General features: G+C 43.4%; 20 protein-coding genes, 2 tRNA genes and 4 pseudogenes. 17 read left to right on the top strand and 9 right to left on the bottom strand.

Annotated elements, in window-relative coordinates; all coding sequences use genetic code 11:
- The first annotated feature begins 306 nt into the window (after window positions 1-306).
- On the top strand, window positions 307-2,667 hold the full coding sequence (locus JFY49_RS14600; RefSeq protein WP_200223307.1) for a Tex family protein: 2,361 nt from the start codon (window positions 307-309) through the stop codon (window positions 2,665-2,667).
- 52 nt (window positions 2,668-2,719) lie between these two features.
- On the opposite strand, the gene JFY49_RS14595 is transcribed toward JFY49_RS14600, so the two are convergent.
- The 3 genes from JFY49_RS14595 to JFY49_RS14585 all read right to left on the bottom strand — a co-directional run bounded on the left by JFY49_RS14595 (window position 2,720) and on the right by JFY49_RS14585 (window position 5,592).
- Window positions 2,720-3,037, bottom strand: a complete 318-nt coding sequence (locus JFY49_RS14595) for a hypothetical protein (RefSeq protein ID WP_166168537.1) — start codon at window positions 3,035-3,037, stop codon at window positions 2,720-2,722.
- Window positions 3,038-3,116: 79 nt separating this feature from the next.
- Window positions 3,117-4,004 carry an SDR family NAD(P)-dependent oxidoreductase gene (locus JFY49_RS14590; protein WP_086197226.1) on the bottom strand — a complete coding sequence of 296 codons (888 nt, stop codon included), beginning with the start codon at window positions 4,002-4,004 and terminating at the stop codon, window positions 3,117-3,119.
- Window positions 4,005-4,314: 310 nt separating this feature from the next.
- On the bottom strand, window positions 4,315-5,592 hold the full coding sequence (locus JFY49_RS14585) for an O-acetylhomoserine aminocarboxypropyltransferase/cysteine synthase family protein (RefSeq protein WP_200223306.1): 1,278 nt from the start codon (window positions 5,590-5,592) through the stop codon (window positions 4,315-4,317).
- A gap of 324 nt (window positions 5,593-5,916) precedes the next feature.
- On the opposite strand from JFY49_RS14585, the gene ettA reads away from it, so the two are divergent.
- Window positions 5,917-7,578: an energy-dependent translational throttle protein EttA gene (gene ettA / locus JFY49_RS14580; RefSeq protein WP_200223305.1), complete on the top strand. Its 1,662-nt coding sequence runs from the start codon at window positions 5,917-5,919 to the stop codon at window positions 7,576-7,578.
- 48 nt (window positions 7,579-7,626) lie between these two features.
- Here the strand turns inward: ettA and JFY49_RS14575 are convergent, their stop codons facing one another.
- A complete protein-coding gene (locus JFY49_RS14575; protein WP_180174530.1) occupies window positions 7,627-8,046 on the bottom strand; it encodes a tetratricopeptide repeat protein in 420 nt (139 codons plus the stop codon).
- A 398-nt stretch (window positions 8,047-8,444) separates the two neighbouring features.
- Between JFY49_RS14575 and JFY49_RS14570 the strand changes: the two genes are divergently transcribed.
- Window positions 8,445-9,401 (top strand): cation diffusion facilitator family transporter, encoded by a 957-nt coding sequence (locus JFY49_RS14570; RefSeq protein WP_200223304.1) that lies wholly within the window; start codon window positions 8,445-8,447, stop codon window positions 9,399-9,401.
- Window positions 9,402-9,425: 24 nt separating this feature from the next.
- Here the strand turns inward: JFY49_RS14570 and JFY49_RS14565 are convergent, their stop codons facing one another.
- From JFY49_RS14565 to JFY49_RS14545, 5 genes are all read right to left on the bottom strand, one after another.
- Window positions 9,426-9,767 carry a hypothetical protein gene (locus tag JFY49_RS14565; protein WP_200223303.1) on the bottom strand — a complete coding sequence of 114 codons (342 nt, stop codon included), beginning with the start codon at window positions 9,765-9,767 and terminating at the stop codon, window positions 9,426-9,428.
- 166 nt (window positions 9,768-9,933) lie between these two features.
- A tRNA-Glu gene (locus JFY49_RS14560) sits at window positions 9,934-10,009 on the bottom strand.
- A gap of 29 nt (window positions 10,010-10,038) precedes the next feature.
- Window positions 10,039-10,114: transfer RNA gene (locus JFY49_RS14555), tRNA-Ala, on the bottom strand.
- Window positions 10,115-10,171: 57 nt separating this feature from the next.
- Window positions 10,172-11,680, bottom strand: coding sequence for a glutamate--tRNA ligase (gene gltX / locus JFY49_RS14550; protein WP_200223301.1), 1,509 nt, complete (start codon window positions 11,678-11,680; stop codon window positions 10,172-10,174).
- Window positions 11,681-11,809: 129 nt separating this feature from the next.
- The gene (locus tag JFY49_RS14545) at window positions 11,810-12,112 is read right to left on the bottom strand and encodes a hypothetical protein (RefSeq protein WP_200223300.1); all 303 of its coding nucleotides are present in this window, start codon (window positions 12,110-12,112) and stop codon (window positions 11,810-11,812) included.
- Window positions 12,113-12,459: 347 nt separating this feature from the next.
- Between JFY49_RS14545 and JFY49_RS14540 the strand changes: the two are divergent.
- The 14 genes and pseudogenes from JFY49_RS14540 to JFY49_RS14475 all read left to right on the top strand — a co-directional run.
- Window positions 12,460-12,573 (top strand): annotated as a pseudogene (locus tag JFY49_RS14540) (sulfate ABC transporter substrate-binding protein); the annotation flags it as partial.
- A gap of 117 nt (window positions 12,574-12,690) precedes the next feature.
- Window positions 12,691-13,758 (top strand): RNA-guided endonuclease InsQ/TnpB family protein, encoded by a 1,068-nt coding sequence (locus JFY49_RS14535; RefSeq protein ID WP_200223299.1) that lies wholly within the window; start codon window positions 12,691-12,693, stop codon window positions 13,756-13,758.
- An 18-nt stretch (window positions 13,759-13,776) separates the two neighbouring features.
- A pseudogene (locus JFY49_RS14530) lies at window positions 13,777-14,663 on the top strand (sulfate ABC transporter substrate-binding protein); the annotation flags it as partial.
- Window positions 14,664-14,902: 239 nt separating this feature from the next.
- The gene (locus JFY49_RS14525; RefSeq protein ID WP_200223298.1) at window positions 14,903-15,922 is read left to right on the top strand and encodes a sulfate ABC transporter substrate-binding protein; all 1,020 of its coding nucleotides are present in this window, start codon (window positions 14,903-14,905) and stop codon (window positions 15,920-15,922) included.
- Between the two features lie 192 nt (window positions 15,923-16,114).
- Window positions 16,115-16,258: pseudogene (locus JFY49_RS14520) on the top strand (transposase); the annotation flags it as partial.
- 32 nt (window positions 16,259-16,290) lie between these two features.
- Window positions 16,291-16,788, top strand: coding sequence for a helix-turn-helix domain-containing protein (locus tag JFY49_RS14515; protein WP_200223297.1), 498 nt, complete (start codon window positions 16,291-16,293; stop codon window positions 16,786-16,788).
- Between the two features lie 26 nt (window positions 16,789-16,814).
- Window positions 16,815-17,330: an IS630 family transposase gene (locus tag JFY49_RS14510; RefSeq protein ID WP_227609481.1), complete on the top strand. Its 516-nt coding sequence runs from the start codon at window positions 16,815-16,817 to the stop codon at window positions 17,328-17,330.
- Between the two features lie 21 nt (window positions 17,331-17,351).
- Window positions 17,352-17,594 (top strand): annotated as a pseudogene (locus JFY49_RS14505) (IS66 family insertion sequence element accessory protein TnpB); the annotation flags it as partial.
- A complete protein-coding gene (tnpB, locus tag JFY49_RS14500; protein WP_000618091.1) occupies window positions 17,591-17,926 on the top strand; it encodes an IS66 family insertion sequence element accessory protein TnpB in 336 nt (111 codons plus the stop codon). The pseudogene JFY49_RS14505 and the gene tnpB, both read left to right, overlap by 4 nt.
- Before the next feature lie 74 nt (window positions 17,927-18,000).
- On the top strand, window positions 18,001-19,626 hold the full coding sequence (gene tnpC / locus JFY49_RS14495) for an IS66 family transposase (protein WP_200223296.1): 1,626 nt from the start codon (window positions 18,001-18,003) through the stop codon (window positions 19,624-19,626).
- Window positions 19,627-19,870: 244 nt separating this feature from the next.
- The gene (gene rsmH / locus JFY49_RS14490; protein ID WP_200223293.1) at window positions 19,871-20,794 is read left to right on the top strand and encodes a 16S rRNA (cytosine(1402)-N(4))-methyltransferase RsmH; all 924 of its coding nucleotides are present in this window, start codon (window positions 19,871-19,873) and stop codon (window positions 20,792-20,794) included.
- Window positions 20,794-21,126, top strand: coding sequence for a cell division protein FtsL (ftsL, locus tag JFY49_RS14485; RefSeq protein WP_166168561.1), 333 nt, complete (start codon window positions 20,794-20,796; stop codon window positions 21,124-21,126). The genes rsmH and ftsL overlap by 1 nt, the downstream gene beginning before the upstream one ends.
- Window positions 21,127-21,140: 14 nt before the next feature.
- Window positions 21,141-22,967 (top strand): penicillin-binding protein PBP3, encoded by a 1,827-nt coding sequence (ftsI, locus tag JFY49_RS14480; RefSeq protein ID WP_200223292.1) that lies wholly within the window; start codon window positions 21,141-21,143, stop codon window positions 22,965-22,967.
- 10 nt (window positions 22,968-22,977) lie between these two features.
- Window positions 22,978-24,471, top strand: a complete 1,494-nt coding sequence (locus tag JFY49_RS14475; protein WP_200223291.1) for a UDP-N-acetylmuramoyl-L-alanyl-D-glutamate--2,6-diaminopimelate ligase — start codon at window positions 22,978-22,980, stop codon at window positions 24,469-24,471.
- Window positions 24,472-24,480: the final 9 nt, after the last annotated feature.

The following is a 24,480-nucleotide window of genomic DNA, read 5'->3' as shown; positions in this document are numbered from 1 at the left end:
TAAACAAAAGTTCGGATGGTCTTGAGTATACGATTCATTTGTATCTGTTTACTATGCTCTAAAGCAACAAATATTGCAGATAAAATCAAGACATAGATACCAAATATATACATCTAAATTATCGCTTATCCTGCTGAATATGTAGAGTTAAAATCTACTTATCACCTAATTTTGTCGCAAATTCTAAAAAAACTGTGAATTGGCAATACTGACCACTGATAAATTTAATCAAAACAGTTGTGGATTTTATGGTCTTGGTCTTTATAATCATGCCATTTAGTACTTATCCTTGTGGGATCAAACACGATGACTGACTTAGTTCAGCAGTTGGCAAAAGAAATTGCCGTACGTCCAAATCAAGTAGAAGCTGCCATCAAGCTGATTGATGAAGGTGCAAGCGTTCCATTTATCGCACGTTACCGTAAAGAAGTAACCCAAGGCTTGGACGATACCCAGTTACGCCAACTCGACACCCGTTTATCGTATTTACGTGATTTATTTGAACGCCGTGAAAAAGTAATTGAATCGTTGAAAGAACAAAATAAATTGTCAGACGATTTGTTGGCACGTGTAAATGCTGCTGAAACCAAGAATGCTTTAGAAGAACTTTATGCACCGTACCGTCCAAAACGTACCAGCAAATCATTTAAAGCCAAAGAAGCGGGCCTCGGGCCAATTGCTGAAAAAATCTTCAGCGAGCAAGTTGATCCTGCGGAAGCACTCGCTGGCTTTAGCCATGAAGATTATCCGGATGTGGAAAGCCAGTTGGATGCGATCCAGCACATTCTGATTGATGACTGGGCACAAAATATTGCTTTAACCACTGAACTTAAAGCGACATTTGCCAAAACAGCTGTATTGAAAAGTCTGGTCGCCAGTGAAGAGAAAAAAGAAGTCGGTAAAAAATTCCGCGATTACTTCGATTTTTCTGAAAACTTAAACAAAGTACCTTCACATCGTTTATTGGCCATGCTGCGTGGCCGTCAGGAAAATGTCCTGGGCTTAAAAGTGGATGGTGAAGATGATGCTCCACTTGCTCGCATTGAAACGGAATACAACCTGGACACCGTGCAACCACAAGCACGTCAAGATTACTTGAAGCAAACTGCAAAACTGTTCTGGTTAGGTAAGGTTCGTCCACAAATCGAACATTCATTACTGACTGAAAAGCGCTTAGCTGCTGAAGCAGAGGCAATGGAAGTCTTTGCTGAAAATCTGCGTCATTTATTGCTTTCTGCTCCTGCGGGTGCACGTTGTACCTTAGGTGTAGACCCTGGCATCCGTACTGGTGTGAAGTTGGCTGTGGTGAACCAGTCAGGTGATGTGGTTGCCCATAGCACCATTTATCCGTTTGCACCAAAAGAAGATAAAGCAGGTTCAATTGCAGAACTTGCCCGTCTATGCCGTGAATTCAATGTCGATTTGATCGCGATTGGCAATGGTACTGCAAGCCGTGAAACTGAAGCAGTTGTAGCTGAAATGATGGCTCAAAATGCTGATTTGAATTTGACGCGTGTTTCAGTGAGTGAAGCTGGGGCATCGGTGTATTCAGCATCTGAATTGGCTTCGCAAGAACTTCCAGAATTGGATGTTTCAATTCGTGGCGCAGTATCTATTGCACGTCGTTTACAAGATCCACTCGCGGAACTGGTGAAGATTGATCCGAAAGCGATTGGTGTGGGCCAGTACCAGCACGACGTAAATCAAGCTGGTTTGGCAAAAACGCTGGAAGCTGTGGTTGAAGACTGTGTGAACTCGGTCGGTGTTGATGTAAATACCGCGTCTCCTGCAATCCTGTCGTATATCGCAGGTTTGAACAAATCGATTGCACAACAGATTTTTGACTACCGTAAAGAAAATGGTCGTTTTGACAACCGTCAAGCCTTGAAAAATGTACCTCGTTTAGGTGAGCGCACTTTTGAACAGGCAGCTGGTTTCTTGCGTATTCAAGATGGCTCTGAACCATTGGATGCGTCTGCCGTTCACCCTGAGTCTTATGGCTTGGTAGAAAAAATTGTTGCAGCAAAAGCCACTACGGTAAAAGACATTATTGGTAATTCTGAAATCATTCGCCAGGTGAATGCCGAAGAATTTGCCGATGAGCAGTTTGGTTTGCCAACCATTCAAGATGTATTGGCTGAACTGGAAAAACCGGGCCGTGATCCACGTCCGGAATTCCGTACTGCCAAGTTCCGTGATGACATTACTGAAGTGTCACAATTGACTGAAGGCATGCAGCTGGAAGGCGTAATCACCAATGTCACCAACTTCGGTGCATTTGTAGATGTAGGTGTACATCAAGACGGTTTAGTGCATATTTCTGAACTGGCGAACGAGTTTGTCTCTGATCCGCACAAAGTGGTGAAACCGGGTCAGATTGTGCAAGTTCGTGTGCTCACTGTCGATGCTGAACGTAACCGTGTGAATCTGTCGATGCGTCCTGAAGGTTCAGAAGCTCCGGCTAAAGCACCACGTCAGCCACGTCGTGACAATGCTCAAAATGAACAACGTGCTGAACGTAAGCCTCAAGCTAAACGTCCACAGCATACACGTCCGCAAGGCGACCGCCCACAAGGCAAGAAACCTCAAGCGGCTAAACCACAAGAAAATAAAATTGGTGGTTTGGGTGCATTATTACTTCAAGCCGGGATTAAAGGTTCGAAATAATCTTTGATGGTTCAAAGAAAACCTCCCAATTGGGAGGTTTTTTATTTGATCTTTATGAATTAATGATTGGCACAATCCAGCTACAGATAATCAGAATAATACCCAAATGACCCAACTTACGCGTGATTTTTTCTATCGTTGAAACCCGAATAGCAGGCTGCTGAGAAGCGTTTTTCATTTTTAGCGATGCCAGAGACTTATTGAAATGCAGGAACACGCCTAAATCGATACAAATTAAAATAGTACCGATATCGCTGACGATATCCATCAATTTATAATCTTGCAGGTATATAGAAGTACCGACTTGATAGCAAAGAAAAAGAGCAAAGGCAAAACAGCCATATTGGAAAATAAGAGCAGCAGTCCGCATAAAAATCTAAAAGCAAAAATGATGGGTGTTTATAACATAAAAAAGCCAGTCTATTGACTGGCTTTCATATTGTACAATTTTACCAATGTTCACCCGGGAACAAACGTGCATACGCTTTTTGAACCCAATTCAGCTTCTGTGGTTGACCTACCGAAGCAGAAGAGCTTGGGAACAGGTTATAACCAATTGACATCAATTTGTTATTGATATCTGGTGCAATAGAGTAGGTGATTGAAGCCAAACGGCCTAAGTGAGTTGCTACTTTTTTCGGGCGTTTCACGATCGCATAGGCAATTAAATCGGCTGCCTGTTCCGGAGACAGGGTGGGTACGTATTTATAAATTTTGGTTGGTGCAATCATTGGGGTACGAACCAATGGCATATAAACTGAAGTAATGGCAATTTTATGCGAATGGACTTCGGCAGACAGACAGCGGCTGAATGCATCCAGTGCAGCTTTAGAAGCCACATAAGCGGAAAAACGTGTCGCATTGGCCAAGACACCAATCGAGCTGATGTTGATGATATGGCCATCCCGGCGAATCATCATTTGTGGCAGAATATTCATTACTAAACGTACTGCACCAAAGTAATTCAGCTGCATGGTGCGTTCAAAATCATGGAATCGGTCGGTCGATTCATGAACTGCACGACGAATTGAGCGTCCTGCATTGTTGATCAGGATATCAATATGGTCTACAGAGGCTAAAATCTCTTTTGATACCTCATCAATAGATTCCATGTTATTTAAATCACATGGGAAAACAGAGGCTTTGCCACCCTTGGCTTCTATTTCTTGTTTGACTTGATCTAATGTTTCTTTGGTACGAGCCACCAACAGAACATGTGCACCGGCATCGGCGAGTTTATGTGCAGCGGTTAAACCAATACCACTAGATGCACCAGTAATTAAAACAACTTTGCCGTTGACTCGATTCTGAAAAAGTTTCTCTAGTTTAGAATTCACAATATTTTCCTGGTTTCAATAGAATAAAAATTTAGATTATTTTTTTAGTTGATTCTAGCGCTCAAAATTTGGGGAATTTAAGCTATTCTCGAGCCATTTATAATAGCGAATGTTGGGAAAAAATCTACAAATAAGTAATTGAATTTACAAATATAATTAGAGTAATTGCTCTATTATTGTTTTAACTGTTATTTAATTTTTACCATGAATTAAAACCAAAGCAAAGAGAAATAATCAAAAAATTATACTCAAATAAAAGTAGCCTTCTTTCGTTTAGAAAGAAGGCTAAATTGTACTCTAATCAAAAGCTTTAAACTTGCGCCAATGCCTGTTCCAAATCTGCAATTAAATCATCAATATGTTCAATACCGACAGATAAACGGACCATATCAATACTCACCCCTGCAGACTTCAGTTCTTCTTCGTTGAGCTGACGATGGGTGGTAGTGGCGGGATGGCAGGCCAGGCTTTTGGCATCGCCAATATTGACCAGGCGGGTAAAGAGTTGCAGGGCATCAATAAAACGTGTTCCACCTTCACGGCCATCTTGTACACCAAAAGACAGAATTGCTGAAGGTTTACCTTTCACGTATTTTTGTGCCAGCGCATGCTGAGGATGATCTTGAAGGCCGGCATAATTGACCCATTTGACTTTCGGATGCTGCTGTAAATATTCCGCGACCTTTTGTGCATTTTCAGTATGACGCTCCATACGAAGGTTCAGTGTTTCCAGACCTTGCAAGATCAGGAATACACTGAGGGGGCTAATTGCAGCACCGGTATTGCGTAGAGGGACCACACGCGCACGGGCAATATAGGCAGCCGCACCTAAGGCTTCAACATAATTAACCCCATGATAACTTGGGTCAGGTGTATTTAATACTTTGAAACGTTCAGGATATTTGCCCCAAGGGAATTTACCGCTATCAACAATGGCACCGCCGATTGAATTGCCGTGACCACCAATATATTTGGTCAGTGAATGCACGACAATGTCGGCACCATATTCAAAAGGTTTAAGCAGGGCAGGCGTGGCAACGGTATTGTCCACAATCACCGGTACACCATATTCATGGGCAATTTTAGAGATGGCTTCCAGATCGATGATATTACCGAGTGGGTTGCCGATCGATTCGACAAACACCAGTTTGGTTTTCTCGTCAATTAAACCACGCAAGGCTTCAGGGTTTTGGTAATCAAAGAATCGAACTTCAATACCCTGTTTAGGCAAAGTATGGGCAAACAGGTTGTATGTACCGCCATATAGCGTTGAAACCGACGCAATATTGTCACCGGCTTCCGCAATGGTCTGAATGGCATAGGTAATCGCTGACATCCCTGAGGCCAGAGCCAAAGCGCCAATCCCGCCTTCCAGTGCAGCCAGACGTTGCTCTAAGACAGCGGTCGTCGGGTTCATAATCCGGGTATAGATATTGCCTTGAACCTTTAAATCGAACAGATCAGCCCCATGTTGAGTATTGTCAAAGGCATAAGAAGTGGTTTGATAAATGGGTACGGCGACCGCTTTTGTGGTCGGTTCTGGGCTGTACCCTGCGTGAATCGCTAAAGTTTCATCTTTATAAGTCATGTTTACATCATCTAAGTGAGTTAATTGTTTCGGTGGGTTATGCCATCAGTCTATCACCTGTGGATATGAATAAAAGTGCGTATTCTAGAAAAGAATATCTAATTTTCTTATATCTATGGGTTTTATTCAGTCACAATTCAATAAAACTGAGTATCTACGATTATGTTTAAAAAACCAACATGCCATTAGTTGTAACATTCTATTGAAGATGAAGGCTATGCCTTATTTTTTTTGTACTTTCATCGTATAATGCCCGCCAAATATTTGTTCGCATACTGCTGTGGGTAGAGTGCGAATGTTGCTTTTTCTATAGAGGAGTCCTACGTGGCCCAATATATTTACACGATGAACCGTGTGTCGAAGATGGTTCCGCCTAAGCGCGAAATCTTAAAAGACATCTCTTTATCATTCTTTCCAGGCGCAAAAATTGGTGTGCTTGGTTTAAACGGTGCAGGTAAATCGACCTTGCTCCGGATTATGGCTGGCGTAGATAAAGATTTCTCAGGTGAAGCCCGTGCTCAACCGGGTATTAAAATCGGCTACCTTGAGCAAGAACCACCACTTGATCCTAACAAAGACGTTCGTGGTAACGTTGAAGATGGTTTACGTGAACCATTGGATGCTTTGGCTCGTCTGGATGAAGTATTTGCTGAATATGCAGCGGAAGATGCTGACTTCGACAAACTTGCAAAAGAGCAAGAAAAGTTAGAAGCCATCATTCATGCTTGGGATGCGCATAACCTGACCAACCAAATGGATCAAGCTGCTGCTGCATTAAACCTTCCAGCTTGGGATGCAGATGTCACCTTGCTTTCAGGTGGTGAACGTCGTCGTGTTGCACTGTGCCGTTTATTGCTTTCTAAGCCGGACATGTTACTTCTTGATGAACCGACCAACCATTTGGATGCAGAATCTGTATCTTGGTTAGAGCGTTTCTTGAAAGATTTCCCTGGCACAATCGTGGCGATTACGCATGACCGTTATTTCCTGGATAACGTTGCAGAGTGGATTCTGGAGCTTGACCGTGGACATGGTATTCCTTATCAAGGTAACTATTCTTCTTGGTTGGAACAAAAGAATGCCCGTTTAGAGCAGGAAAATAAACAAGAAGAATCTTTTGCCAAAGCATTGAAAAAAGAACTTGAATGGGTTCGTTCAAATGCTAAAGGGCAGCAAAAGAAAAACAAAGCGCGTATGGAGCGTTTTGAAGAGCTTAACTCACGCGAATTCCAACAGCGTAATGAAACCTCTGAAATCTACATTCCACCTGGTCCACGTCTAGGTAACAAGGTGGTAGAAGTTGAAGGGATCAGTAAATCGTTTGGCGATAAATTACTGTATAAAGACTTGTCTTTCACAGTACCACCAGCTGCGATTGTAGGTATTGTTGGTCCTAACGGTGCGGGTAAAACGACTTTATTCCGTATGATGACTGGTGAACAGCAACCCGATACCGGTACGGTAACCCTGGGCGGGTCAGTTAAAGTCGCTTACGTGGGTCAGATCCGTGACACCTTGGACGATAACAAAACCGTTTGGGAAGAAGTGTCGGGTGGCCTGGATATCTTGAAGATTGGTGATTACGAAATCGCATCACGTGCGTATATCGGTCGCTTCAACTTCAAAGGTCAAGATCAGCAAAAACGTGTAGGCAGTTTATCGGGTGGTGAGCGTAACCGTTTACAACTGGCGAAAATCCTGCAAATGGGCGCAAACGTGATCCTGCTGGATGAGCCATCGAATGACTTGGATATCGAAACCTTACGTGCACTGGAAGATGCAATTCTGGTATTCCCAGGTACTGTGATGGTGGTATCGCATGACCGTTGGTTCCTCGACCGTATTGCAACGCACATCTTGTCATTTGAAAATGAAACACCAGAATTCTTCACCGGTAACTATACCGAGTTTGAAGAATATCGCCGTAAGCGCGATGGTGATGATCTGGCAACGCGTCGTCAAAAATATCGTAAAATCGGTGCTTAATTCCCGATTTTGATGTGAAAAAAACCAGCCTTCGGGCTGGTTTTTTGATTAAAATGCAATTTGCGAATAACTATACATTAAAGTCTTTATTGCTTCCGGGTGACCTTGTTTGGCGGCTTTTTCGAGCCATTCCTGAGCATGGGTATAATTTTTATCTAGACCCAATTCACCATTCAAATAACACAGGCCCAGTTTATACTGAGAATCACGATGACCTTTGAGTGCCGCACTTAAAAAGTTCCAGACTGCATTGCGTTTATCCTGAATGGCAGGATTGTTTTCTGATGTGTGTTGATAGGCATGCAGGCGTTCAAAGGTCTGATGATGTTCAAGCGCTAATTTTTCGTAATATTGGCCTTGTGTATATTCTGCCTGCACTTCGGAAAGGGCGTTTTGTCTTCCTTGTCTTGTTGAGTCGAATAAAGGTAACCAAGCGTAAACGATCTGTTCTATTTTATGCAGGATCATATTCAGCTCCTTATCATCTGGATTAAATGATTTTTATCCAATATTCTTAATATATATAGGTTTTTAAGAAATTAAATCTCTTTTATTTGTAAGTTAATTTTTATTTGAAAACAATGATGTGCTTTTTATTTTAATTTTATGTTTTTAAATGATTTTTTATTAAAGTTGGATTGTGGAAAAGCCATTATTGAACTTCTTTTATCAGTGCCTTTGTTCTGACGATGAGGGTAAAATCAAGAGAGACAGGACTTATGAAAGAAATCTCTTGTGTTGAGGTTTAATTTTATTGCTCATGGTATTAGGGTAAGAATGCCATACTATTACCTCATGGTCGTATGATTATTAAATTGAATCGCTATCACAAAAACCAGAAAAAATAGAGTAATAGAGGAGTAGGTATGGCTGAACAGCATGGGCATAATCATAGTCATGCAGTGGTGACGGAAGCGAATGCCAAAAAGCTGACCTTTGCCCTGGCGCTCACCAGCATTTTTCTTATTATTGAAGTCATTGCAGGTTTTATCACTCAAAGTTTAGCCCTGCTTTCTGATGCAGCACACATGTTTACCGATGCGGCAGCCCTGGCGATTGCCTTGGTGGCGATCAAAATCGGCAAAATGCCGGCAGATGATAAAAGAACTTTTGGCTATCAGCGTTTTGAAATCCTGGCAGCCCTGTTTAATGCCTTAATGCTGTTTGTTGTAGCGATGTACATTCTGTTTGAAGCTTATCAGCGTTTTAGCCATCCACCTGAAATTCAAAGTCTGGGCATGCTGGTGGTTGCGGTGATTGGCTTAATGATCAACCTGATTTCTATGCGGATTTTATTTTCCAGCGCCACAGAAAGCCTGAATGTTAAAGGGGCTTATCTGGAAGTTTTAAGTGATGCTGTGGGTTCGATCGGTGTGATTATGGGCGCAGCAATCATCTATTTCACTGGCTGGATGTGGGTAGATACCCTAATTGCGATGTTGATTGGTCTCTGGGTATTGCCAAGAACCTGGATTTTACTCAAACAAAGTATCAACATTCTGCTGGAAGGAGTTCCGGAAGAAATTGATATTGAGCAGTTACGTAATGACCTTTTGGCGTTAAAGGATGTGGAAAATATCCATCAATTGAAGGTGTGGGCCATTAGTTCCAGAAATGTCCATCTGACGGTACATCTTTATGCGCCTCAGGCAGATCGCACGCTATTATATCAACAAGCTTTGGAGATGTTGCAGCATCAGCATGGTATTCGGGAAATCACGCTACAGATTGAAGATTATGAATGCGGGCTGCATTCATCCTGTCATCGCCATGATAATTATGAAAAACCTGTACATGCTCAGGAGGATTCACATCAGCACTGAAACTGATGTGAAATCAAATCTATTTTAGATTTCCCATTCGTGATTACATTCACGGCATTTCCATTTCTTTTGCGATTGCATAAAGCCTTGCATGGAAATTTTAAAATCTGGCAGGTCGCGGTAAAACAGGAAACCGGTGATGACGCAGATTATAAAGGCCACTACGGTTGCAACTTGTAGGGTAGAGCCTGCACCATCACCAAAAATCCACATCGCAATACTAATTAAAACCAGCAGTAATAAGATAAATACTGCGGGAATAAGAAAGACCAGGCTTTTAGGAACTACAGGTCGTACTGCAGGGCTACCGGCTTGAGCGACAGGCATAATTTTAGGGCTTTGGCATTTTGGGCAACGGTATTGCATTACAACTCCATCATTTTAATTTATCGCTTATTTTAATCGGAATGACACAGAAAGCAAAAACAGCGCAAATAAAAGTTGATAAAAGATTGAGACAATAAAAAACCCAAGTCGCAATGCTTGGGTTTTTTATCAGATCAGCATAACGATATTATGATGATCTTGAATATGGCGTCCCTACGGGGATTCGAACCCCGGTTACCGCCGTGAAAGGGCGATGTCCTAGGCCTCTAGACGATAGGGACAATTGAGGCAACACAAAAAAGGTGGAACTTGGTGGAGTCAAGGAGGATCGAACTCCTGACCTCTACAATGCCATTGTAGCGCTCTACCAACTGAGCTATGACCCCAGTTTGTGTGAGCGCAATATTAGGGGTATTGCGCTCACACGTCAACTATAAAATCAATTATGCTTCATCAACTGCATTATTTTTCGGCAATTTTAAGCTTTCATTGAGTTTTTCCCAGATTTTTGCTTCTTTTTTACTCGGTCCGCCAACAATTTCCAGCGCATGACGTAAACGCGCGAAAGTTAGGTCAGGCCCAATCGTCACCATCGATTGCATGACTGGGGTTGAACTGGTTGAACCGGCAATCGCAATAAAGAAGGTGGGCATAAAGTCACGCAGCTTAATTTCCATCTGGTTGGCCAAGTCCATTAAGGTTTGACTCACCGTGTCGTTATTCCAGGTGAACAGGCTTTCTAGACGCCAAATGGCAAACTGCAAGCTTTGACGAACCTGTTCTTCAGACAATTTCTTGCTTTCAAATTGTTCTTTGCTAATGCTTGGGAACTGGTTGAAATAGAAACCAGCCCAGTTCACTGCTTCAGAAAGCAGGTTGATACGCGGCTGAATGGCAGCAGCAATGTCTTCAAGGGTATTGCGGTCAGATTTCCATGCCAATAAAGTATTTAACAGCTCGGCAGGCGAGAGCGCTTTAATCCATTGACCGTTGAGCCAGTTGAGTTTTTCCACATCAAAGATCGGACCGCCGAGGGATACACGCTTAATGTCGAAATGCTCAATCATTTCTGCCAAAGTAAACTTTTCACGTTCATCTGGCATTGACCAGCCCATACGACCTAAATAGTTCAACAAGGCTTCAGGTAACACACCAATGTTTTTGTAGTAATTGATAGAGGTCGGGTTTTTACGCTTAGACAGTTTTGATTTGTCCGGGTTGCGAAGTAATGGCATATGACCCAGTACTGGCATTTCCCAGCCAAAGTATTGGTAGAGCAACTGATGTTTTGGTGCCGATGGTAACCATTCCTCACCACGGAAAACGTGAGTGATTTGCATCAGATGGTCATCAACCACATTGGCAAGATGGTAAGTCGGTAAACCATCGGTTTTGAGCAAAACTTGCATGTCGACTTGAGCCCAAGGAATTTCAACTTCCCCACGCAGTAAGTCGTTGACTTTACAAATGCCTTCTTCAGGTACTTTCATACGAATCACGTGGGGCTCACCTGCGGTAAGGCGACGCTGCACTTCCTCTGCCGACAGCTTTAAACCACGACCATCATAACGTGGCGTTTCACCACGCGCCTGCTGTTCGGCACGCATTTGATCCAGTTCTTCTGGTGTTGCGAAGCAGTAGAAAGCATGACCTTTTTCTACCAGTTCCAAGGCATATTGTTTATAGATGCCCATACGTTCGGATTGACGGTACGGTGCATGTGGACCGCCCACATCTGGCCCCTCTGACCAATTTAAGCCTAACCAGCGTAATGAATCTAAAATCATTTTTTCGGATTCAGGGGTTGAGCGCAGTTGGTCGGTATCTTCAATACGAAGAATAAATTCACCGCCATGCTGTTTAGCAAAACATAAGTTAAACAAGGCAATATAAGCAGTGCCTACGTGTGGAAAGCCAGTAGGAGAAGGCGCAATACGAGTACGAACAGTCATAACCAATATTTTTCAGAATGTGAATGGAGGCTATTATAACGAAAAAGCCTAATCACTTAATGTTAAATTCAACATTGAAATGATTAGGCTGGATAGGAATTTCTAAAGGGGAATAAGTTCGCTGTTGAGTTAAGAGCTGCTTTGAGGGAAAAGTGCTTGCACAAAACGGCTGAATTTCTGGTTTTGAGCAGCAAAGAAGCTTTGAGTTGGTGCAACTTTAATTTCGGTCAACATTTTTAAATCGTTATCGGCACGTAACGTATTTCCACCCTGCTTTTGCTGTTGCAGGGCTTTTTCAATCAATGAAGATTTTTCAGGACCTAAAGTTACTTTGGCTTCGCTACTTTTGATTGCCGCTGCATGTCCCAGCTGAGCCATAAACCATAAAGTTAAACTTAAGCTAAGCGCTTGTATAATTGCTGTATATCTCATTTCCATATCCCCCTTTTTTTCCGGTGCTGGAATTTTATATATTGTTTTAATCCGATGAGCGAGTACCATTTAACCATACAAAAAAATACAAAAGTAGAACTAGCTCACACTTTTTTACAAAATAATAAATACCTGTAAATATTGTGCTCTTTGTATCAAAAAAATATGGAGACACCATGAAGAATCAGGAAAAACAACAAGCTGTAGATTTATGCTGATATTTTTTAGTACTAAAAGTGCATTTTAAAGCATTTTTATGGATATCTTTAAAATTGATTTTTAATCAATAAAATATTATAAGTTTATGATTTATATAGTGTTCTCATTGTTAAATAAGAGTGTTACACATGAAAAAAATAATCGCCTCTGCTCTTTTGGTATTGCTTGGGGGAATATGGACACAGAGTTTTGCCACGAAAGATTTCCTGAATGTGTCTTATGATCCGACCCGTGAGTTTTATCTAAATGAAGCGTAAAGCCCCCCGAGGGAGGTGGGGGATATAAGCGACACGACATGAAATGTCGTTCAAGTTTGATTAATGGTTTTTTAAAATCCATCAAAATATTAATATAAGCACATGAAAACCCTTAAATTGCGTATTAAAGACAAACATTGCAAGGTGCTAGACCAATTGGCATCTGAGGTTAATTTTGTCTGGAATTATGTGAATGATTTAGGGTTTAAACACCTCAAGAGAAAAGGTGAATTTCTCAGTGCTTACGATATTGCTAAATATACCAAAGGCACCTCAAAAGAGTGTGATTTACATAGCCAAACTATTCAGGCTGTCACCGAAGAATTGGTCACGCGTAGAAAACAGTTCAAAAAAGCAAAACTTAGATGGCGTGTCAGCAATAAGAAATCAGCAAGACGATCACTCGGATGGATACCGTTCAAGAAAGTTGCCATCAAGTATGCTGATGGATACGTTCAGTACGGCAAGCATCAGTTCAAGGTTTGGGACAGTTACGGTTTAAGTCAGTACAGCGTTAAGACAGGTTTATTCGTTGAGGATAGTCGTGGCCGTTGGTATGTGTGTCTGGTGGTGGATGCACCAAAGCAAGTCAAACCGACAGCGACCAAAGCCATAGGCATTGATTTAGGCTTAAAAGATATTGCGACCTGTTCTGATGGCACTGTCATCAGTAATCCGAAATTCTATCGAAAGTATGAGCAGAAATTAGGGATAGCTCAAAGAGCCAAGAACAAAAAACGTGTTCGTGCATTACACGCCAAGATTGCGAATTGTCGTAAAGACCATTTGCACAAGGCAAGCACCATGCTTGTCAAGGGAAATGCACTGATTGTTGTTGGCGATCTGAGTGCCAAAAAACTTGTAAAAACCAAAATGGCAAAGTCTGTTTTAGATACAGGGTTTTCAGCACTCAAAACAATGCTCAAGTATAAATGCGAGAACGCAAGTGTATTGTTTGAAGAAGTCAATGAAGCCTATACCACCCAAATCTGTTCGAGTTGTATGAAAATCTCAAGTAACAGTCCGAAAGGTAGAGCAGATTTGCGAATAAGAGAGTGGCAATGTGAGTGCGGTATCACTCATCAACGGGACATTAATAGTTCCAAAGTCATTCTTGCGCTCGGGCATGAGCGTCTAGCAGTAGGAATCCCCCACCTAGCGAAAGCGTAGGTGGCGGGAGGATGTCAACAGGAATATAATCAGGCCTTTGGCGCGTATTGGAAACAACATACCGGACAGGACATTAATTTCAAGCAATCTCATGTCGGTTCAGGTAAACAGACACGTTCCGTGATTGATGGTTTGCAGGCTGATGTCGTGACCCTGGCTCTAGCCAACGATATTGATGAAATTGTAAAGGCAGGCCTGATCCATAAAAACTGGCAAAAGCAGTTTCCGAACAATTCTGCACCGTATACCTCGACTGTGGTTTTTCTGGTTCGCAAGGGTAATCCCAAAATATTAAAGACTGGAACGATTTAACCAAGCCGGGTGTGGAAATTATTACGCCAAATCCAAAAACCGGCGGTGCACCACGCTGGATTTACCTGTCTGCCTGGGGTTATGCATTAAAACAGCCGGGTGGAAATAATGTTAAAGCACGGGAACTGGTGAAAAAACTGTATGGCAATGTCAAAGTGCTGGATTCTGGCGCACGTGGCTCTTTAACCACTTTTGCAGAACGTGGTATTGGCGATGTGCTGCTGTCTTGGGAAAATGAGGCCCTGCTGGCGACTCAAGGCTTAGGCAAAGACAAGTATCAGATTGTTTATCCCTCCATTTCAATTCTGGCTGAGCCATCGGTGGCGATTGTCGATAAAAATGTCGATAAGGATGGCAACCGTAATTTGGCTAAAGGTTATCTCAACTATTTATATTCGCCAAAAGGTCAGGAACTGGCAGCCCAGCATTTCTTCCGTCCGCGCAATTCCCAAGCGGCAGCGAAATATGCGGCACAATTTCCCAAAATCAAACTATTTACCATTGGTGATGTGTTTGGCGGATGGGCCAAGGCACAGAAAACCCATTTTGTGAATTGGCCCATTTTTGATCAAATTTATAGTGAAAAGAATTAAGCCAGATTTTCGATAAAAAAGTCAAAACGGATAAATTATTATCCGTTTTTTTCATATCCAATCCATAAAAATCTATATATCTTGAATAAGTATAATGTTATCGTCATTTTTCTATCTAAAACAGTAAATTAAGTAGAGAGACCTTTCATCTTAATTGGTTATGCCTAAGTTTGATGAATTGCGGATTATGACTTTATTTCATATAGTTAGCATTAATGAAGATAATTGATCTGTATGTCATGAAAACTCAATTTAAAGCCTTATTCAGTGCAGCATTGCTTGCTACCGGCATGGCTTTTACTGCAACTTCTGCTCAGGCGGCAGAACGTGAATTTTTAAATGTATCTTATGATGCAACGCGTGAATTTTATGAAGAATTTAACAAGTCTTTTGGTGCTTACTGGAAAGAACGTACCGGCCGTACTGTCAATTTTAAACAGTCGCATGGTGGTTCAGGTAAACAGGCACGTTCCGTAGTGGATGGTCTAAAAGGCGATGTGGTGACTCTGGCTCTGGCCAATGATATTGAAGAAATCGTCAAGTCCGGCCAGATTCAACCGGGTTGGCAAAAAGAGTTCCCGCATAACTCTGCGCCTTATACTTCCACCATCGTATTTATGGTGCGTAAAGGTAATCCAAAGCATATTAAAGACTGGTCTGACTTAACCAAACCAGGCGTACAGATTATTACTCCGAACCCGAAAACAGGCGGTTTACCACGCTGGGTATATTTGTCGGCTTGGGGCTATGCGCTGAAACAACCGGGTGGTAATGAGGCCAAAGCCAAAGACTTCGTCGGTAAAATGTACCACAACGTTAAAGTGATGGACTCGGCTGCGCGTGCTTCAATGACGACTTTCGCGGAACGTGGTATTGGCGATGTGTTATTGACTTGGGAAAATGAAGCCCTGGTGACGCAAAAAACTTTGGGCAAAAACAAGTTTGAAATTGTCTATCCATCCATGTCTATTTTAACTGAACCATCAGTTGCAATCGTAGATAAAAATGTAGAGAAAGATGGCAACAAGTGGTTAGCTAAAGGTTATATTAATTACTTGTACTCACCATTGGGTCAAGAAATGGCAGCAAAATACTACTACCGTCCGCGTAATCCTGACGTGTTGGCTAAATATTCTGCGCAATTCCCTAAACTAAAAACCTTTACCATTGATGAGGTATTTGGGGGTTGGGCTAAAGCACAACAGACCCATTTTGTGAATGGTGCGATTTTTGACCAAATTTATAATAGCAAACGTTAATTCTGCGTGATCTAAAAAGCCAATCCTTTGTGATTGGCTTTTTTATTTTGAATGAAGCATCAATTTAAAAAAGATGAGTAATAGTTCTCTATTTTTATTGGTTCAGCGTAAGCGTCCGCTGAACACACCTTATGAATTCATCCTATAAGCCTTAATTTAGTTCCCACCTAAAAACAAGTGGGGACTTAATCCATGAACATGGATATATATTCAGCAACACCTCCTGTTGCTAAAAAACGCAGAACATACAGCAAAGAATTCAAACTCAGTATTGTCAATGCCTGTAAAAATCCTAATACCTCGATCGCTTCGGTCGCACTGCAACATAGTATTAATACCATTCATTCGAAATAAGATACTATAGAGGAATGATTACGACATACCCTCACCAACTAACAGATGTTGATTTTATCGCACTGTCCAAAACAGAGTCGAATCCGCGCACGCGAGTTCGACTATTAATGCTCGCCCAAATGGCAAAAGGCATTTCTCCTCAACAGGTTGCTAAACAGTTTGGTTTTAATCCCGTTACCATACGCAAGTTGCGTCGCACCTTTCAGACTCAAGGCATCAATGGCCTGTATGATCGGGAAGGTCGAGGTCGCCATAGTCCTTTGTCCATCGAGCAAAAAGAACAACTCAAAACCGAGATCGTAGCTCTCCAGCAACAGCGTGGTGGTGGTCGGGTCACTGCGGTAAATATTGCTGAACTCATTCAGCAGAAATTCAACGTGGTTTACAACCCCAATAGCTTGTACAAACTGTTAAAGCAAATTGGCATGAGCTGGGTATCAGGTCGTTCTGCCCACCCACAAAAGAATGACGCTGCTCAAGCTGAATTTAAAAAAACTTTGCCAGCAAACTGAAAGATATCCTTCCAGCATCTGTAGATTTGGCGAAGGTTGATTTATGGTTTCAGGATGAGTCCAGGGTAGGACAGCAAGGTTCGATCAGCCGTGTGTGGCATTACCGGGGTGAACGACCACGTCTGGTTCGTCAGCAGCAATTTGAGTACAGTTATATTTATGGTGCCATTTGCCCTGCCCGAAGAGCCTGTTGTGGATTGGTTCTCCCGAGAGCAAATAGCGAAGGAATGCGTCTGCATTTGCGGGAGATTTCAGCACAGGTTCCTGAGGGGCATCATGCTGTTGTGATTGTTGATGGTGCTGGCTGGCATCAAACAAGTCTCAACTTGCCGAATGTCAGTTTATTGAAATTACCGCCATATTCACCTGAACTAAATCCGATGGAGCAGGTGTGGCAATGGTTGAAACAACATTATTTATCAAACCGATGCTTTAAAGATTATACCGAGATTGTTGATGCTTGCTGCATGGCTTGGAACCAGTTTGCCAAACGAACCCAGCTCATCCAATCGATTGGAACTCGAAAATGGGCAACTTGCTAGCTTATTTCGATGGATTAGTATAATGCCAACCTTGTCAGTCGTTGGATCAGGATCTTCAGCCATCATGAGGGTGCCGTGCAGGATCCTACTCATGTGAATCCAGCATTTATTGCTTTGCCTTACACTGCTGCAATCAGCCAACCTATGGATGAGAGGATCACGTTGTGTATCACCGTGCCTCATACGAATAATGATATTCAGCTAAAATGGCAGACATCAGAAATACCTGCCTTGGCAGAATTACTCAAGGCACTTGCAACATGATCCGCATTGATGAAATCTGGTTGTCTACTCAGCCCATGGACATGCGTGCAGGTATGGATACGACCATGGCTCAGGTGGTGAGAGCCTTTGGCTACATCAAACCGCATTGTGCTTACCTGTTCTGTAATAAACGTGGCCATCGCATGAAAGTGCTGGTACATGATGGACTGGGCATCTGGCTGTGTGCCCGGCGGCTGGAACAGGGCAAATTTCACTGGGCTCAAGTTCACCAAGGTGAAACCGTGGCCCTCAGCCCGGAACAGTTACAGGCACTGATCCAAGGTTTGCCCTGGCAGCGCATTGGACGACAGCAGGTGGTGACGATGCTTTAAACCAGGCTGTTCCATTCTGCTATTCTCCAAACGTTCTATTTCATTCTTCTCATGACCTCAGGCATACTGCGGTCATGAATACGCTGCCTGACTTAAGCCAACTGACCCATGAACAACTGCTGGAATTCACCAGACAGTTGGCGATGCAGCATCAGTCTCTAGCACAATCAAACCAGCAATTAGATGCCAGAGTTCAACATCTTGAAGTCACCAATCAGCAATTAGATTCTAAAGTTCAACATCTTTCTATTCTCAATCAAAAATACGAGCATGAACTCGCACTATTTAAACAGCACAAATTCGGCAGTAAAAACGAACATCTCACTGCAAAACAAATCCACCTGTGGGATGAAGCGGTTGAAGAAGATATTGCTGCTGTTGATCTAGAACTGGAACGGCTAAATGCAGATAAAACCGATGCAGTGACACAGAAAGCCAAAACCAATAAACCTAAACGTCGACCACTGCCAGATCATCTACACACCATCCGTATTGAGCATGAACCTGCATCAACCCAATGCAGTTGTGGCTGCCAGTTACGTCGTATCGGCGAAGATATCAGTGAAAAACTGCATTTCAGACCGGCACAGTTCTATAAGGAACAGCATGTGCGTGGCAAATGGGTCTGTGATCAGTGCGACACCCTGACTCAGCAAGCGATGCCCGCCTATGTGATTGATAAAGGTATTGCCAGTCCTGAACTGCTCAGCCATGTGCTGGTATCGAAGTATGCCGATCATTTGCCGCTGTACCGTCAGCGCCTGATCTATCAGCGGGCTGGCATTGATCTGTCCAGATCCACGTTATCTGACTGGATTGGTCGCTGCGGTGTGGAACTGGAACCTCTGGCCAATGCCTTAAAACAGGTGGTGCTGCAACAGCGGGTGATCCATGCCGATGAAACGCCGGTCACCATCATGCGGATGGGTGAGAATGATAAAAAACCGAAGAAAGGTTATGTCTGGGCCTATGCCACTACACAGTACAATCCAGTTCAAGCCGTGATCTATGACTTTCAGGATAGTCGTTCAGGTCAGCATGCTGAAGCGTTCCTGAAAGACTGGCAGGGTTATCTAGTCTGTGATGATTACAGTGGTTATAAAGCACGCTTTAAATCAGGCGATGTCATTGAGGTGGGCTGCATGGCCCATGCACGTCGTAAATTCCATGAACTGCATGTAACTGGGAAAAGTCAGGTCGCTGAACAGGCCTTAGTGCTGATTCAGAAACTGTATGCGATAGAAGCAGAACTCAGGAAAAAGACCGATGGTACAGCGGAAGACCGCCGCGAATACCGACAACAGCATAGTCAACCAGTGATGCAACAACTATATGAATGGCTCAACCAACATCAACTGACGGTACCATCGAGTTCTCCCACCGCTCGGGCGATCAACTACAGCCTAAAACGTTGGGAGGCCTTAAGCCGCTATCTGGATGATGGCAATCTACCGATTGACAATAACTGGATTGAGAACCAAATGCGTCCCTGGGCGTTGGGGCGTAAGAACTGGCTGTTTGCTGGCTCGCTGCGCAGTGGTCAGCGAGCGGCGAATATCATGACTTTAATCCAGTCAGCAAAGCTGAATGGCTTGGATCCGTATGCCTATTTAAGTGATGTGCTGAAAAGGTTACCGACACATAAAGTGACCCAAATAGAAGAATTACTGCCACACCGGTGGCAACCCGACCAAAATTAAAAAATAGGTATGGGGTTCAGCGGACGCTTACGGTTCAGCAAAGTTTGGCAGATTTTAACAAACAATAAAGAGAAGAATCGGGTTTTTTAAAATAATATGCACTCACAGCAAAATTTGCTTCAATATCCCCAAAAACGGTTTTCTCTATGAAAAGTAATATTTCCCTACAAAAAGTCGTTTGGAGCTTTGTTAAAACAAGGTAATAATGTGCAGTTACATTTTTCCTAGTATTGATTGAACCCTTATGTCGCATATTTCTGTATTACTTCACGAAACTGTTGATGCCTTGTTGGCAGATCGCAATACAGGAATTTATGTCGATGGGACTTTCGGTCGCGGCGGTCATACCCGTTTATTGCTGTCTAAGTTAGATGAAAATGCACGTGTTTATGCTTTTGATAAAGATCCGCAGGCTTTGCAAACAGCGGCACTTTTGGAACTGGAAGATTCACGTTTTAAGATTATTCATGCCAGCTTTGCCGATTTAAAGCAGGAGCTGGAAGCATTAGGTATCGACCAGGTGGATGGGGTGATGGCGGATTTAGGCGTGTCATCTCCACAACTCGATCAGGCGGAACGTGGCTTTAGTTTTATGAAAGATGGGCCATTGGATATGCGTATGGATAATTCGCAAGGTCCAACGGCGGCCGAGTGGCTGGTGGCTATTGAAGAAGAAGCCCTGGCGAATATCATTTTCCAGTATGGTGAAGAACGTTATAGTCGCCGTATTGCCAAAGCCATTAAAGCTGCTGGTTATATTGAAACTACGGCTCAACTGGCAGAAATTGTCAAAGTTGCCCACCCGAAATGGGAAAAAAATAAACATGCGGCAACCCGAACTTTTCAGGCTATCCGTATTGCCATTAATAAAGAATTAGATGATATTGAGGCTTTCTTGCCACAGGCTGTGGAAGTTTTAAAACCTGAGGGACGTTTGGCGGTGATCAGTTTCCATTCACTGGAAGACCGTTTAATTAAACAATTTATTCAAAAAGAATCGACTTTAGCGGAAGATACCAGTTGGGGATTACCACAAAAGCGGGAAGATACCCGTCGTTTAAAGAAAATTTCCCGAGTCCGTGCCAGTGAAGAAGAGGTGAAGGCCAACCCTCGTTCTCGTAGTGCATGGCTTAGAGTTGCAGAGCGCTTAGCTTCAAAAGGCGAATAATGAAAACTGAAGTTGTTGAAAAGAAAACTGACAAAAAACCGATGAAAAAATTCATCAGTTATATCGTTTTGCTGCTGTTGGTCTTTGTCAGTGCAATCATGGTGGTATTTCAAGTGTTTGAATATCGTCATGACTACCGCGAACTCAGTTCTTTTATGCGGGAAAGGGATGATCTAAATGCAGAGTGGGGCCGTTTGCTGATTGAACAACAAACTTTTGGTGCGACGGCGCAAATCGGCACGCGTGCGGTAACGCAATTGCGCATGTATTCGCCTCCTGCAGCACAGACGGTTGTAATTGCTTTACCAATGACTTCAGAAGATAAAAAATAGGGCTAGCTGTAATTATGGTGGACAAAAGAACAACACAGGCAACACGTAAAAAGCAGCAGCCGATTAGTGAGAAAAATGCCCTCAGTGTAGACATGTGGCGTTTTTATTTGATGTGGAGCGTGGTATTGCTATGCTTTTTGGCCTTAGTGAGTCGTGCATTTTATGTGCAGGTGATCAATAAGGACTTTTTGCAAAACAAGGCTAATGCCAATATTTTAAGAACTGAAAAAATCAAGGCGATGCGTGGCGTCATCTATGACCGTCATGGTGTACCTCTGGCTATCAGTACGCCAGTGATGAAGGTGGTGATTGATCCGCGTGACTATTTTGAAACCAAAAAACAGTTTGACGAGATTACTGCTGAACTGGCCAAAGATCCCAATAATCGCAAACTGAAACGCCAGTTACCTGATAAAAATCTTAATCTGGATGAGCTTGCCGATGCAGTGGGCATCGACCGTGCTGAGCTGAAAAAGAAAATGAATGACAAACCTCGTTCACGTTATCTGGTGCTGCAAAAAGAAATTCCACCGCAGCAGGCGGAACTGATCGCGAAACGTGAGTTCCAGGGGGTTTATACCGAGAAAAACTATAAACGTTACTATCCGCAGCCGCAGCCCAATGCCCAGATTATTGGTTTAACCAATAGTGAAGGCGTGGGGATTGAAGGCCTGGAGATGCAGCTAAATAAGGTTTTGTCTGGTCATGATGGCGAACAGCAGATTGTGCGTGATAAAAAAGGCAACCGTTTTAAAGATCCTGAAATTATCAAGGAAGTCGAAGCCGGGGAAAACATCACCCTAAGTATCGATTCACGGCTGCAATATATTATGTACCGTGAGTTGACTGCTGCCGGTGTGGCCAATAATGCCCGCTCTGCAACCGCGATTGCGGTAGATGTCAAAACCGGTGAAATTCTGGCCATGACCAGCTGGCCTTCGTATAACCCCAACGACAAAAAAAGTCTGGCCAATAAAGATGCCATGCGTAACCGCGGTGCAGTCGACTCGTTTGAGCCGGGTTCTACCATGAAACCGCTGACGGTGGCGATGGCGCTGGAAAGTGGCAAATATACCGCGAACTCTATCGTCAATACTTCGCCGGGCAGTATGCGTATTGGTAACCATACCATCCGTGATACGCATAACTATGGTGCACTGACTCTGGGGGGCATTATCCAGAAATCATCCAACGTTGGGGTGGCAAAAATTGCCTTGTCACTGCCTTATGCAACCTTACCGACTTTCTATAAACGAGTAGGTTTGGGACAGCGTTCTGCGGTGAAATTCCCGGGTGAAAGTGCGGGTCTGATTTTGCCGCCAAGCAAATGGAATGTTTCAGAAGTGGGTACCATGGCCTATGGCTATGGCCTGAATGCGACGGTACTGCAAATTGCCGATGCTTATGCCATGATTGCCAATAAAGGGGTCAAAGTCCCTTTAAGCTTATATAAATTAGAACAGCCACCGAAAGGCGAACAGATTATTGATGCAAAAATTGCCGATCAGGTGCTGTTGATGATGGAAGCCGTGACCTTGCCGGGTGGTACAGCACAACAGGCGAATATTCCAGGTTATCGGGTGGCGGGTAAGACCGGTACTGCGCATAAATTACGTGCAGACCGTAAGGGGTATTCAGATAGTGAGTACCGTGCGCTGTTTGCTGGTATGGCGCCGGTCAGTGATCCGCGTTTAGCGATGGTCATTGTGGTGGAAAACCCGAAAGGGCAATATTATGGCGGTCTGGTGGCCGCGCCGGTGTTTGCACGTGTGATGCAGGAATCCTTACGTTTGATGAACGTGCCTTTAGATAAACCTTTAGATACTCCCAAAATCCAGTAACAGGTGATAAATGTCGATTACATTTCAAGATATCTACCATACTGAGAAAACCGCTGGATGGATGAGCAAGCCATTCACTGGCTTTAGTTTAGATAGTCGTAAAGTTGACGCAGGGCAAATTTTTATTGCCCTGACTAGTTTTTCTCAGCCTGAAAAAACCTTGCAGTTTGCCCAATCGGCTTTGGCAAGGGGGGCTCTGGCTGTGGTCAGCGAAACAGATTTAGGTCTGGAAAATAGTATAGTGGTAGCGAATGTCCGTCATTTGATGGGACAGTGGCAAAAGCAATATTTACAAGTGACGCAACCTGTAAATGCCGCGCGCATTATTGCAGTGACAGGAACCAACGGTAAAACCACCATCTCGCGTTTAATTGCTGAACTGCTGATGTTACAAGGCAAGAAATGCGCCGTGATGGGAACCACCGGTAACGGTATTTTACCGAATCTGGAAGCTTCTACGCATACTACGCTGGATGCCTTGCAGCTGCAAAATGCCTTACATGAATATGCACAGGCCGGTGCTGAATTTGCAGCGATTGAAGCCAGCTCGCATGGTCTGGAACAGGGGCGTTTAAATGGCTGCGATATCGAAATTGCGGCATATAGTAACTTGAGTCGCGATCATCTGGATTATCACGGAACGCTTGAAGCTTATGCTGAAGCCAAGTCGCGATTATTCAAATTTTTGACTTTGAAAGTAGCCATTATCAACATTGATGATGAACATGCACAGGTCATGATTGACGCTGCCCAATCAAATCCGACCCAACCGCAAATCCTTACTTACTCGGCCACTCAGACAGCTGATTATCAGGTTGAAAATATTCAATATAGTTTAAACGGTGCATGCTTTAAACTGATCACTGCGGATGGTGAATTTGAAGTCAATAGCCCGTTGCTTGGCCGTTTTAACGTAGAAAATCTTGTGGCGAGTCTGATTGCTGCACAGCAGGCTGGCTTTAAGCTGACTGATTTGATTGCAGTTGCAGCACAACTGAAAGGTGCGCCGGGTCGTATGCAGGTGATTCGTGATGGCGAGCGTCTGTTTGTAGTGGATTATGCCCATACGCCAGATGCCCTGATTCAGGTGCTGACCACCTTAAAACGCCATGTAGCGAAAAATTTATGGGCAGTCTTTGGCTGTGGTGGCGACCGTGACCGGGGCAAGCGCCCGCTAATGACACAAGCTGCCCTGGACCATGCCAATGTCGCGCTGATTACTTCAGATAATCCGCGCACCGAAGACCCGGAACAGATTTTTGCCGACATGAAAGCAGGTATTGATTTTTCAAAGCATCTAGTACATGAAATTCATGACCGCCGTGAAGCGATTAAATTTGCAGTGAAACAGGCTCAGGCGGGTGATATTGTAATTATTGCCGGTAAGGGGCATGAAAACTATCAGGAAATTGATGGCGTACGTCATTGGTTTGATGATGTGGTTGAAGTGCAGGCGGCCATTGATGCACAGCATCACTCATCAGATTCAGCTTATCCTGCGTAATAGGAAACC

The sequence above is a fragment of the Acinetobacter sp. CS-2 genome (assembly GCF_016599715.1).
GTDB lineage: Bacteria > Pseudomonadota > Gammaproteobacteria > Pseudomonadales > Moraxellaceae > Acinetobacter.
This window is presented reverse-complemented; position numbering and strand designations above follow the sequence as displayed.

Bases quoted from the DNA above. Each gene is read 5' to 3' on its own strand.
- JFY49_RS14600 (WP_200223307.1), top strand. From the start codon at position 307: ATGACTGACTTAGTTCAGCAGTTGGCAAAAGAAATTGCCGTACGTCCA.
- JFY49_RS14595 (WP_166168537.1), bottom strand. From the start codon at position 3,037: ATGCGGACTGCTGCTCTTATTTTCCAATATGGCTGTTTTGCCTTTGCT.
- JFY49_RS14585 (WP_200223306.1), bottom strand. From the start codon at position 5,592: ATGACTTATAAAGATGAAACTTTAGCGATTCACGCAGGGTACAGCCCA.
- JFY49_RS14575 (WP_180174530.1), bottom strand. From the start codon at position 8,046: ATGATCCTGCATAAAATAGAACAGATCGTTTACGCTTGGTTACCTTTA.
- JFY49_RS14570 (WP_200223304.1), top strand. From the start codon at position 8,445: ATGGCTGAACAGCATGGGCATAATCATAGTCATGCAGTGGTGACGGAA.
- JFY49_RS14565 (WP_200223303.1), bottom strand. From the start codon at position 9,767: ATGCAATACCGTTGCCCAAAATGCCAAAGCCCTAAAATTATGCCTGTC.
- gltX (WP_200223301.1), bottom strand. From the start codon at position 11,680: ATGACTGTTCGTACTCGTATTGCGCCTTCTCCTACTGGCTTTCCACAC.
- JFY49_RS14545 (WP_200223300.1), bottom strand. From the start codon at position 12,112: ATGAGATATACAGCAATTATACAAGCGCTTAGCTTAAGTTTAACTTTA.
- JFY49_RS14535 (WP_200223299.1), top strand. From the start codon at position 12,691: ATGAAAACCCTTAAATTGCGTATTAAAGACAAACATTGCAAGGTGCTA.
- JFY49_RS14525 (WP_200223298.1), top strand. From the start codon at position 14,903: ATGAAAACTCAATTTAAAGCCTTATTCAGTGCAGCATTGCTTGCTACC.
- JFY49_RS14515 (WP_200223297.1), top strand. From the start codon at position 16,291: ATGATTACGACATACCCTCACCAACTAACAGATGTTGATTTTATCGCA.
- tnpB (WP_000618091.1), top strand. From the start codon at position 17,591: ATGATCCGCATTGATGAAATCTGGTTGTCTACTCAGCCCATGGACATG.
- tnpC (WP_200223296.1), top strand. From the start codon at position 18,001: ATGAATACGCTGCCTGACTTAAGCCAACTGACCCATGAACAACTGCTG.
- rsmH (WP_200223293.1), top strand. From the start codon at position 19,871: ATGTCGCATATTTCTGTATTACTTCACGAAACTGTTGATGCCTTGTTG.
- ftsL (WP_166168561.1), top strand. From the start codon at position 20,794: ATGAAAACTGAAGTTGTTGAAAAGAAAACTGACAAAAAACCGATGAAA.
- ftsI (WP_200223292.1), top strand. From the start codon at position 21,141: ATGGTGGACAAAAGAACAACACAGGCAACACGTAAAAAGCAGCAGCCG.
- JFY49_RS14475 (WP_200223291.1), top strand. From the start codon at position 22,978: ATGTCGATTACATTTCAAGATATCTACCATACTGAGAAAACCGCTGGA.